A 9,662-nucleotide genomic window follows, 5' to 3' on the forward strand; every position below is an offset into this window, starting at 1 on the left:
CCAGGGCACCGGCGGCCAGCCCCGCCTTCCGGGCCGCGCTGTCGATGGCGCGCGCCGCCGCATCGGCAGGGCGCGCGCTCGGCGTGCAGTCCGGCTCGGGCGGGCGCGTCACCAGGGCGAATACCCGCTCACTCAGGTTGATTTCGGTCACCATGTCTTGGCTCCAACGGCTTGCCTGGACGGATTAGTGCACAAACGGGCGCCACGCCGTATCGGACATGCTGCCGACCCGGAAGCCCGCGCGCCCGAGCATTGAGGGAACATGGCGCCTCCCAACAGCCCCGGCGATGCTGCTCCGCCCCATTGCCCGTCCCAGCCATGAAGCGCATCCAGATCATCGACTCCCACACCGGCGGCGAGCCGACGCGCGTCGTCGTGGCTGGCTTCCCCGACCTTGGCAGCGGCACGATGGCCGAGCGGCGCGAGCGGCTGGCCCGCGAACACGACCGCTACCGCTGCGCCACGCTGCTGGAGCCGCGTGGCAGCGAGGTGCTCGTCGGCGCGCTGCTGTGCCCGCCGCTGGACCCGGCGCACGCCGCCGGCGTCGTCTTCTTCAACAACACCGGCTACCTCGGCATGTGCGGCCACGGCACGATCGGGCTGGTCGCCACGCTGGCGCACCTGGGCCGCATCGCGCCGGGCACGCATGTCATCGAGACGCCCGTGGGCAATGTGCTCGCCACGCTGCACGACGATGGGAAGGTGAGCGTGCGCAATGTGCCGGCCTACCGCCTGGCTGCCGGCGTCAGCGTCGAGCTTCAGACCGCTGCAGGAGGCCAGACGGTGACGGGCGACATCGCCTGGGGTGGCAACTGGTTCTTCCTGTGCGCCGACCACGGCCAGGCGGTGACACCTGACCGCGTGGCCGCACTGACCGACTATGCCGACCTGCTGGGCCAGGCGCTGCACGCCCAGGGCCACCGCGGCACGGACGGCGCCGTCATCGACCACATCGAGCTGTTCGCCGACGTCGACCCGGCCCTGGCCGACTCACGCAGCTTCGTGCTGTGCCCCGGCCGCCAGTACGACCGCTCACCCTGCGGCACCGGCACCAGCGCCAAGCTGGCCTGCCTTGCCGCAGCGGGCAAGCTGGCGCCGGGCCAGGTCTGGCGTCAGGCCAGCGTCATCGGCAGCGTCTTCGAGAGCTGGTACGAGAAGGACGGCGCCAGCATCGTGCCGACCATTCGCGGCCGGGCTTTCATCAGCGCGGAGGCGACGCTGCTGATCGACCCCGACGATCCCTTTGGCTGGGGCCTGCAGGCTTGAAAGGAAGGAGCCATCTCATGGTCAGGCCGCTGTCGCTGTAGACACCAGCACATCGGTCTCGCCCTCGGCGAGCACGTGCTTGCTGACGCTGCCCAGCAGCAGGTCCTCGGCAGCGGACTTGCCATGCTTGCCGAGCACGACCAGGTCGCAGTCCTTCGCCTGCCCGTGTTCGATGATGCGCTGGGAGGCATCTCCTTCGACGATGCAGGGCTCCCAGTCGGCAGGCCCCAGGCCACTACCGGCGGCCAGCGCATGCAGGCGCCGGGTCGCGTCTGCGCGGGCTTTTTGCCGGTAGTGCTCGATGGTTGCGGCATCGACGCCGGCGAAGTGGAGCTTTTCCTCGAACGGCACCTGGTAGGCATTGAAAAGCAGCAGCCTGGCCTGCGGCGCCACGCGGCGGGCCAGCGCGATGGCATGCGCCGACCAGGCGGAGAAGTCCAGGGCCACCAGGACGCGCCGGTAGGGTTCGCGTGGCGTCTGCCGAACGATCAGCAGGGGCCGCGTCGTGCGGCGCAGCAGGCGCTCCGACGTGCTGCCCAGCACCAGCCGGCGCAGGAACCCGGCGCCGCGCGCGCCCAGGACCAGCAGGGCGGCATGCATCGCCTCGGCTTCGCGGCCGATCTCGTCCAGCTCGGATCCACTGGCATTGACCACGCGAGCGGCCACCTGCAGCCCCGTCACCAGCCTGTCCAGCTGGCGTTGCGCATCGTCGTGGAGCTGCTGTTCCATCGCGTGGCCGACACCCAGCCACTGCCGGAGCTCATGCAGGGCGCTGCCCGGAATCACATGCATCAGCGTCAGCGCAGCGCCGGTCTCGCGCGCCAGCCGCGCGGCGCGGTCGGCGGCATGCCTGGCGGGGGCCGAGAAGTCGGTGGCAGCGAGGATGGGACCGAGATGGTTCATGAGGCCTCCTTTCCAGGGCGTGCAGCCCCGATCAATCCGCTGAGGTGCTCGACGACGTAGTCGACCGCGTTGCGCATCGGATAGAGAACGATGGGGACACCCGAGCTCTTGAGAGCGGCGCCCGCGGCATCGTCGCGCGCCACGATGGCGAGGTCACCGCCGTAGCCGCGCTCGATGAGCGCATGCAGCAGCAGCCGGTTGGAGTCGAGGTCGGGCAGCGTACTCACCACCCACGGTGTGAGGGCCAGGGGCAAGGTGTCGAGGAACTCGGGGTCCTGGGCGTCGCCGTAGCGCATTTCCACACCGCCCGGCACGGGTGCGTCGGTCACTTCGGGATCGAAGTCCACGCCGAGGACCTGCACGCCCGCCTCCTGGAGCTTGTGGGCCAGCCGCCAGCCGTAGCGACCCAGGCCGATGACGATGGCATCAGGGCCGCAGGAGCCGGCCGGTTCACCGTCGACCTCGCGCTGCGGGTGTTGGCGCTCGAAGACGCGCAACCACGGCGCCAGACGCTCATACAGTGGCTGGGCGTACAAGATCATGTAGGTGGAGACTGTGATCGTCACCAGGCCCACCAGCGTGGTCAGGCTCAGGGCCTGCACGCCCACATGGCCCAGCGTGATGCCCATGGCCACGAAGACGATCGAGAACTCGCTGATCTGCGCCACCGTGAGCCCGGCCATGAAGCCGGTGCGCCGGCGATAACCCATGGCGCCCATGATGGCCATCACGATCAGCGGGTTGCCGATGAGCACGAAGAGCGACAGCACGATGGCCGGCCCCACCTCGGCACCCAGCGTCGAGAGTTCTAACTTGGCACCCAGGTCGATGAAGAAGAACACCAGCAGGAAGTCGCGGATGCCGGTCAGCCGTGCGTTCATCGCTTCGCGGTAGGGCGTGGAGGCGAGCGAGAAGCCGGCCAGGAAGGCGCCCGCCTCCTTGCTGAAACCCGCCCACTCGCCCACGGCGGCCAGCGCCACGCCCCAGGCGATGGCAAAGACCAGCAGCAGTTCCTGCGAGCGCGCCATTGCAGCCGCCAGGGCCGGCAGCACCCAGCGCATCAGCACCAACATCGCCACCGCCGCGGCGCCGATGCGCCAGCCCAGCGACAGCAGCACCGCCAGCAGGCCGGCAGGTTCGCCGCCGGCGTCGCCGGTGCCGCGCAGGGCGCTCATCACCATCATCGCGACCACCACCGCCAGGTCCTGCACGATCAGGAAACCCACCGCGATGCGGCCGTGCAGGCTGTCGAGCTCGCGCTTGTCGGACAACAGCTTGACGATGATGATGGTGCTGGAGAAGGTCAGCGCGACGGCCACATACAGCGCTTCCATCACCCCTTTGCCCAGCGCCAGGACCAGCGCGAAGCCGATCACGATGGTGAAGGCGAGCTGCCCCAGGCCAGTGGCCAGCGCCACCGCGCCGATGTGCCGGATATGGTGCAGGTCCAGCTTCAGGCCCACCGCGAAGAGCAGCACCGCCACCCCGACCTGCGCGAGCAGGTCGATCTGGTCGTGGGCCGACACCAGCCCGAAGACCGCCGGACCCACGGCGATACCCACGACGATGTAGGCGACAAGCACCGGCTGGCGCAGGCGCACGAACACCGCGCCGACCAGCGCGCAGAGCAGCAGCAGCAGGGCGAACTCGACAAAGGGACTGTGCATTCACACCCCGCTCAGTCGCCGAGCGACGCGTTGATGACCAAGGGCGCGGCGAGGCCGACGCCGACCCAGCCGACCCGCCGCATAAGCCGGATCCATCCAAAGTGACGGACTCGCTCCCATCTAGATGGGTGGGCAGGACGGGATCAGGTCACCCCCATTCGCCCGCTGTGCGCTACCGCACAGCCAGACGGCCGTGAACGGGCCCATCCTCTCAGCCGCACTGCCCCACATACCCGCAGGCCGTGCAGAAGTCGCAGCCGTCCTTGTGGATCATGGTGGCGTTGCCGCACTCCGGGCAGGGCTTGCCGGCCTGGACCTGCAACGTACCGGCGGCGGTGGAGAGCTTGGGCGCAGGCGTCTGCAACAGGCCCATGTCGGTCAGCGGCTGCCCGGCTTCGTCGAGGATGCCCAGCATCGCGTAGCGATGGATGACCAGGCGAGCCACATAGGCCACCGTCGACGGCCAGATCTGCTGGCGGCGTTCACCGCTCAAGGAAGGCACCGGCGCCATGAAGTGGCCCAGCGGCTCGCCGACGTTGAGCAGCTTGCGCAGCTTCATGGCGATCCAGCCGGGGTCCATCACGCGCATGTCCAGCGACAGCAGGCGGGCCAGGCCGTCCAGTGCCTTGGGATAGTTGCCGGAGAAGCCCATCGCGCAGGGGCGCATGACGCTGCCGCCATCCGGGGTGGGCAGCACCACCTCCTTGAGCGTCAGCGTGAACTGCTCGTTGGTGGCCGGGTTGTCCACGTCCACCGCCCAGGCCAGCGTGCCCGACACGCCGGTGCGTGGCTCGTTGCGGCTGAACATCGCGTCGACGACCGGCGTGGGGCCGCCCTCCGCCAGCGCGCCGAGCTGCTCGCAGCGCCAGCGGATGACGGCGGCCGTGGCCGCGACGACGCCGGGGAAGAGGCGCTTCTCGCCGCTCGGCGGCATCGGCATCTCGAAGGCGCGCTCCTCGGCCACCGTGGCCAGCGCGCCGAGCTTGAGGCGCAGCCACGCGGCATCGTTGGTACGCAGGTCGGTCGACAGGGTCTTGGCCAGCGCCGCCAGGCCGCGCGGCTGCTCGGCGCCGTTGACCCAGACCTCGAAGGGCAGGTTGCGACCGAACAGGCCGCCGTCGGGGCCGTCCAGCGGCAGCTCGCCGATGAAGAGGGCAAAGTCACCGTGCGGGTGCTGGATCAGATAGCTCCAGGCCGGGTTGCCGCCGGGCATGTCGGGGCGGCTGGGCCAGCGCAGCGAGGCGACGACGGCATTCGGCAGTCGCTCCACGCGCAGGCGCTGGTTGGCGCCACCGGGTTCCGCACGCAGCGGCTCGGGCTGCTTCACTTCCGGCGTGACCGAAAGCACCGAGCCGAGCACGCTGTTGGGCCGGTAGGTGGCCAGGCCCTTGAGCTTGGTCTGCCAGGCCTGGATGTAGAGGTTCTGGAAGTCCTCGTAGGGATAGTCGGCCGGCACGTTGACCGTCTTGCTGATGGACGTGTCGATAAACGGCGCCACGGCGGCGACCATGGACGCATGGTCGGCCGCGCTCAACTCGAGGGCGGTGACGAAGGCGTCGGAGAGCGGTGCATCGGCACCGAACAGATGTCTATACAAGCGCCAGGCATGGTCCTCGACCTGGTATTCCTTGAAGCCACCGCCCTCGGCCTGGCCGAGGCGCTTCTTGCGCGTGTAGGTCCATGAGAACGCCGGCTCGATGCCGTTGCTGGCGTTGTCGGCGAAGGCCAGGCTGATGGTGCCGGTGGGCGCGATGGACAGCAGGTGCGAATTGCGCAGGCCCTGGGCGCGGATCTTGTCCTTGAGGCTTTGAGGCAGGCGCGACGCGAAGCTGCCACCGGAGAGATAGAGGTCGGCATTGAAGAGCGGGAAGCTGCCGCGCTCGGCGGCGATGTCACTGGACGAGGCGTAGGCCGCGTCACGCATGACCTCGCTGATACGGCCGGCCATGTCGCGCGCGGCCTGCGTGTCGTAACGCAGGTTCAGCATGACCAGGGCATCGCCCAGGCCCGTGAAGCCCAGGCCCACGCGGCGCTTGTTGGCGGCCTCCTGCGCCTGTGCGGGCAGCGGCCAGGGCGTCACGTCAAGGACGTTGTCCAGCATGCGCGTGGCCACGGCGACGACCTCGGCGAAGCCGGCCTCGTCGAAGGCGGGCTTGGCGCTGAACGGGTCGCGCACGAAGCGGGTCAGGTCGATGGAGCCGAGGCAGCAGCAGCCGTAGGGCGGAAGGGGCTGCTCAGCGCATGGATTGGTCGCCGCAATCGTCTCGCAGTAGTGCAGGTTGTTGTCGGCATTGATGCGGTCCAGGAACAGCACGCCCGGCTCGGCGTGGTCGTAGGTGGAGCGCATGACCTGGTCCCACAGCTCACGGGCGCGCACCTTGCGGTAGACCCATTGCCCGTCGCCGCGCTGGTAGGCGCCGGCGTCGATCTGCTCGACGCTGGGCTGGGCCTTGTGCGCCAGCTCCACCGTGCCATCCGCCTGCACGGCTTCCATGAAGGCGTCGGTCACGCCGACCGAGATGTTGAAGTTGCGCAGGTCGCCCTGGTCCTTGGCGTGGATGAAGGCTTCGATGTCAGGGTGGTCGCAGCGCAGCACGCCCATCTGCGCGCCGCGGCGGCTGCCGGCGCTCTCGACCGTCTCGCAGCTGCGGTCGAAGACACGCATATAGCTGATCGGGCCGGAGGCATGGCTGCGGGTCGAGCCCACCCAGGCGCCCATCGGCCGGATGCGGCTGAAGTCATAGCCGACGCCGCCACCGCGGCGCATGGTTTCCGCCGCTTCGGTCAGGGCGGTGTAGATGCCGGGCACGCCGTCCTCGGCGGTGGCAATGGAGTCGCCCACCGGCTGCACGAAGCAGTTGATGAGCGTCGCCGACAGCTCCGTGCCGGCGGCGGACATGATGCGGCCGGCCGGCACGAAGCCGCGCTTTTGTGCGTCCAGGAAGGCGGCTGCCCAGTGGGCGCGCTCGGCCGGCTTCTCCGCCTGGGCCAAAGCCGTGGCGACGCGTTCGCGCAGCTCGTTGGGCGTCTGCTCGTGGCCCTTGGCGTATTTTTCGATGAGGACTTCGCTGGAGATGTCCTGAACAGGGAGGTCGGTGGTAGTGCTCACGGCGGTCTCGAATACTGGATGTAAATACAGTCTACGCCCACAGGCAAGGCGGCTGCATCCCGAAGACGGCGAGGGTGCCCGCCGCATTGGCATGTCGCATTGACATCACGCAGACTTTGGCGAGTCGGGCTCTCAGAACGGGTTGAGGCTTTTCTCGCGGCGATAGTGCAGGTAGCCGACGCTGGCGCCCGCGCGCAAGCCCACGCCCAGGCGGATGGGCGCCAGCGTGATGCCGTTCAGGCGCTGGTAGTTGAGGCCCGCGCCGCCGATGTAGTAGAGGCTGCCGTCCACGCCGGGAAAGCGCTGGTAGATGGCACTGGCTTTGGGCAGCTTGTAGACCAGCGTGAAGACCTTGGACGCATTGGCGCCGAGGTCGAAGCCGATGGACGGCCCGGCCCAGAACACCTTGGATGCGGCACCACCCTTCATCAGCAACTCGCCCTCGCCATAGCGCAGGCCCACGGTGATGGCCGCCGAGGCTTCCTCGCCCTTGATGTAGGCATTGGGTCGGCCCTGTTCCTTGAAGGCCTTCTCGACCACCTTGGCCAGTCCCTCGGTGGTCTGGCCGAAGAAGTCGATGGCCGCCTTCAGGATGGAGTCCTGGTCATAGGTGGCGTTCTGGTCGTCCGCGGCAAGAGCGGGCAGCGCCGCAGCGGTGGCCAGGGCGGCGAGGTGTTGCAGATGCTGGCGGCGGTCGATCACGGCGGCTCTCCTGGATGCCCTCAACGAGGGGGCAGCATAAACAAGCCAGTGTGAAGTTTGGCCACCTCTTGCCCCTGCACACAACCTAGACTCGACCTCCATGTCGACCAACCCCGACCTCCAGAGGCTGTCCGCCGCCCTCGAATACGTGGACCTTGCCGCCGGCCTCTACCTGGCGGGTGGGGCCGACCAGGCTGCGCGCCTGCTGGCCGCGGCCGCCGAGCAGCAGCTCGGCGACCTGGTGCGCCTCATCGATGCCCCCAGCGCGACGGTCGACACGCGGGAGCTGCTGGCGCGCATCGCGCGGGCGCACCGGCCGGCCGTCGTCGCGCCACGCCCCACCACCGGGCCCGGCTGGGACAGCGAGCCTGTCGCACCCGATGCCACGCGCGACGAGATCGTGGCCTATCTGCGCGCGGCCTGGTTCATGCTCGAAGCCATGGGCCTGGCGTCGCTCGCGCCCGAGCGCCTGCAGCAGGCCGTGGACCACAGCACCGTCTTCAGCGGCGCTGCCGCGCTGGAACCTTTCGTCTAGGATGGGCCGCGCCCTGCCCCCTGCGCAGGCCCGCCCCGGGAGACCATCATCAGCACCGAACGCCGCCAATTCACCCGCGTCGCCTTTGCCGCCGGCGCCGAGCTGGTCACCACCCAGGAGCACCTGACCTGCCAGGTGCTGGACATCTCGCTCAAGGGCGTGCTGCTGGAGCTGCCCGCCGGCAAGACGGCGCAGGCAGGCATGCCCTGCCTTGTCAAGATGCCGCTGGGCGGCAACGGGGATGACGGCCACAGCACCGACTTCGTCATCGCCATGGCCGGCGAGCTGGCGCATGTCGAGGGCGCCCATGCGGGCGTGATCTGCCGCAGCATCGACATCGAATCCATCACCCACCTGCGCCGCCTCATCGAGTTCAACCTCGGCGACCCGGCGGCCTCGGAGCGCGAACTCAAGGCCCTGATTGCCGCAGCCGGCGCCGCCTGAGGGGAGTTCGTCGCATCCCGCACTGCCAGGCGGTGGCCCGCCGAGAATGGGCCGAATGGAGCAACTGAGCCCCCTGCAAGCCTTTCGGCGTGTCTGCAACCTGCGCATGCTGGCGGGCGTCTACTACTTCTGCCTGCTGCATGCCATCTCGCGCTCGCTGGTCTGGTTCGGCGAAAGCGGCAAGAGCACGACCGACGCGCTGTTCGACCTGATCCGTTTCAGCCGCCAGTCGCTGCTGACCGGGCTGTCGCTGCTGCTGCTGGTGGCGCTGGCCGAGGCCCTGCTCGCCGGGCGCCGCTGGAAACTGCCGGCCGCACTGACCATTCAGGCCCTGGCCGTGGGGCTGGGGGCCGCCCTCGGCACCTTTTTGCGCTATGCCGTCGCGGCCATGGGCGACGCAAGCATGCGGGTCAAGCCCGGCTGGGTGGTGTCGACCATCGCGCTGTGGACGCTGCTGGGCGGCATGGCCTATGCGCTGCTTCGCGTCAGCCACGCCCAGCGCCAGGGGCGCGACGAGCTGACGCGCCTGTTCCGCGAGCGCGAGGCCCTCAAGGCGCAGCAGACCGAGGCCCAGCTGTCGGCGCTGAACGCGCAGATCGAGCCCCACTTCCTGTTCAACACGCTGGCCAACGTCAAGCGTCTGTACGAGACCCAGCCCGAGCGCGGCCGCGACATGCTGGTGGCGCTGATCGCCTACCTGCGCGCTGCCCTGCCCGGCATGCGCAGGCATGAGTCGACGCTGGCCGACGAGCTGGAGCTGGTGCGCCACTACCTGGCCATCCTGCAGATGCGCATGGGCGAGCGCCTGTCCTTCGGCATCAGCGCGCCGCCCGAGTTGCTGGGCGCCCAGCTGCCCACGCTGGTACTGCCGACGCTGGTCGAGAACGCGATCAAGCACGGCCTGTCGCCCCTGCCGGAGGGCGGCCGCATCGAGATCCGCGCCGCGCATGCAGCGGGTGGAGGCCTGACGGTGGAGGTGGCCGACAACGGCCACGGCTTCGGCACGACCAGTGGCGGCGCCGGCGTGGGCCTGGCC

8 protein-coding genes are annotated in these 9,662 nt (G+C 69.3%); 4 read left to right on the forward strand and 4 right to left on the reverse strand.

From position 1 onward, the window contains the following. Nucleotides 1–318 precede the first annotated feature (318 nt). Nucleotides 319–1,266: a 4-hydroxyproline epimerase gene (locus ACT6S0_RS24270; RefSeq protein WP_444766329.1), complete on the forward strand. Its 948-nt coding sequence runs from the start codon at nt 319–321 to the stop codon at nt 1,264–1,266. Between the two features lie 21 nt (nt 1,267–1,287). Here the strand turns inward: ACT6S0_RS24270 and ACT6S0_RS24275 are convergent, their stop codons facing one another. The 4 genes from ACT6S0_RS24275 to ACT6S0_RS24290 form a co-directional block, all read right to left on the reverse strand. Further along, nucleotides 1,288–2,169: a universal stress protein gene (locus ACT6S0_RS24275; RefSeq protein ID WP_444766330.1), complete on the reverse strand. Its 882-nt coding sequence runs from the start codon at nt 2,167–2,169 to the stop codon at nt 1,288–1,290. Then, nucleotides 2,166–3,836: a cation:proton antiporter gene (locus ACT6S0_RS24280; RefSeq protein ID WP_444766331.1), complete on the reverse strand. Its 1,671-nt coding sequence runs from the start codon at nt 3,834–3,836 to the stop codon at nt 2,166–2,168. Before ACT6S0_RS24280 ends, ACT6S0_RS24275 begins: the two co-directional genes overlap by 4 nt. A 211-nt stretch (nt 3,837–4,047) precedes the next feature. Then, entirely contained in the window at nt 4,048–6,945 is a 2,898-nt protein-coding gene (locus ACT6S0_RS24285; RefSeq protein ID WP_444766332.1) for an adenosylcobalamin-dependent ribonucleoside-diphosphate reductase, read from the reverse strand. Nucleotides 6,946–7,077: 132 nt separating this feature from the next. Beyond that, the gene (locus ACT6S0_RS24290; RefSeq protein ID WP_444766333.1) at nt 7,078–7,647 is read right to left on the reverse strand and encodes a DUF1134 domain-containing protein; all 570 of its coding nucleotides are present in this window, start codon (nt 7,645–7,647) and stop codon (nt 7,078–7,080) included. Between the two features lie 100 nt (nt 7,648–7,747). On the opposite strand from ACT6S0_RS24290, the gene ACT6S0_RS24295 reads away from it, so the two are divergent. From ACT6S0_RS24295 to ACT6S0_RS24305, 3 genes are all read left to right on the forward strand, one after another. After that, on the forward strand, nt 7,748–8,182 hold the full coding sequence (locus ACT6S0_RS24295) for a hypothetical protein (RefSeq protein ID WP_444766334.1): 435 nt from the start codon (nt 7,748–7,750) through the stop codon (nt 8,180–8,182). 48 nt (nt 8,183–8,230) lie between these two features. Continuing rightward, a complete protein-coding gene (locus ACT6S0_RS24300; protein WP_444766336.1) occupies nt 8,231–8,626 on the forward strand; it encodes a PilZ domain-containing protein in 396 nt (131 codons plus the stop codon). A gap of 55 nt (nt 8,627–8,681) precedes the next feature. Continuing rightward, the coding region (locus ACT6S0_RS24305) for a sensor histidine kinase (protein ID WP_444766335.1) at nt 8,682–9,662 on the forward strand (981 nt) is incomplete at its 3' end.

The organism is Roseateles sp., from assembly GCF_052436255.1.
Lineage (GTDB): Bacteria > Pseudomonadota > Gammaproteobacteria > Burkholderiales > Burkholderiaceae_C > Pelomonas.

What these genes read in the sequence shown, in the direction of transcription:
- ACT6S0_RS24270 (WP_444766329.1), top strand. Translation starts at nt 319, where the DNA reads ATGAAGCGCATCCAGATCATCGACTCCCACACCGGCGGCGAGCCGACG.
- ACT6S0_RS24275 (WP_444766330.1), bottom strand. Translation starts at nt 2,169, where the DNA reads ATGAACCATCTCGGTCCCATCCTCGCTGCCACCGACTTCTCGGCCCCC.
- ACT6S0_RS24280 (WP_444766331.1), bottom strand. Translation starts at nt 3,836, where the DNA reads ATGCACAGTCCCTTTGTCGAGTTCGCCCTGCTGCTGCTGCTCTGCGCG.
- ACT6S0_RS24295 (WP_444766334.1), top strand. Translation starts at nt 7,748, where the DNA reads ATGTCGACCAACCCCGACCTCCAGAGGCTGTCCGCCGCCCTCGAATAC.